This is a genomic window from Tsuneonella litorea (assembly GCF_025154015.1).
GTDB lineage: Bacteria > Pseudomonadota > Alphaproteobacteria > Sphingomonadales > Sphingomonadaceae > Tsuneonella > Tsuneonella litorea.
Map to the genome: position 1 here is coordinate 1 of NZ_JAOAMV010000028.1, position 857 is coordinate 857.

Consider the following 857-nt stretch of genomic DNA (forward strand, 5'->3'; position numbering starts at 1 on the left):
CAACTGGCGCAAGGTATCGGCACCATGTCGCAGCTGGTAGCGCGCGCGGTGTTCCCCGAATTTGCGCTGTCGCACATTGCAGACAATCCCAATGCTTTTCGCAAGCTGGTGCGCCAGGTGTCGACCTTTGCCGGGGTCGGCGGGATAATGGTGACTCTCGTCGCCTGGTTCCTTGGCGGACAGTTGCTGTGGGTGATCGGCGGAGAGCCTTTCGTGCGCGGCGCCCCGGTGCTGGTGCCGCTGGCGATCGGCGCTTCCTTCGCGCTGGCTGCGGTGGGTTTCGAGCCGATGGTCTTCTCCACCGGACATGCCAGCTATGCCGTAGTCGCGCGGTCGATCTCGGTGGCGGTTATCATTGGCGGGATTTTCGCACTGGCGGGTTTCGGACCGGTGGGCGTGGGCTGGGCGGTAGCGCTGGGCATGGCGGTCTTCTATGCCGTGATGGGCGGGATGGCGTGGCTAGTGTTGCGCGAATTGCGGTTCAGGGGTGCGGCCGAGTGAACTTCGCGGCACTGGTCCTGGCAGGTACGCGTCGCGGCGACGACAGGCCCCATCGGCTCGGTGGTCACCATCAGCCAGTGCAGGATTCTTCAGCGCAGCCCGGCAAGGTCTTGCTCCTACAACTTACCAATGACGACACGACTTCAGCAACGTTCACTCGTTTACTGAGAACACCTGAAAGCCAATCGGTGCTGAACCGGCGAGATACGGGGGCCGCCATCCGACCAAACTTGAACGACTGCTTTTGGAGCTTGGCTGTCTAGGTCGAAATGGCCGATGTTGATGCCGTGGACGGCTCTCCACCCAGCGCGGAGTCGCTCGTAGTCTACTCCGCTTCAGTGGAGGAGAAGTGCCAT

At 62.3% G+C, this 857-nt stretch carries 1 protein-coding gene; it reads left to right on the forward strand.

Annotated elements, in window-relative coordinates; translation table 11 throughout:
* Nucleotides 1–501: lipopolysaccharide biosynthesis protein (locus N0B51_RS14820; protein WP_375545967.1), on the forward strand; the 501-nt coding region annotated here is incomplete at its 5' end.
* Between the last annotated feature and the right edge of the window lie 356 nt (nucleotides 502–857).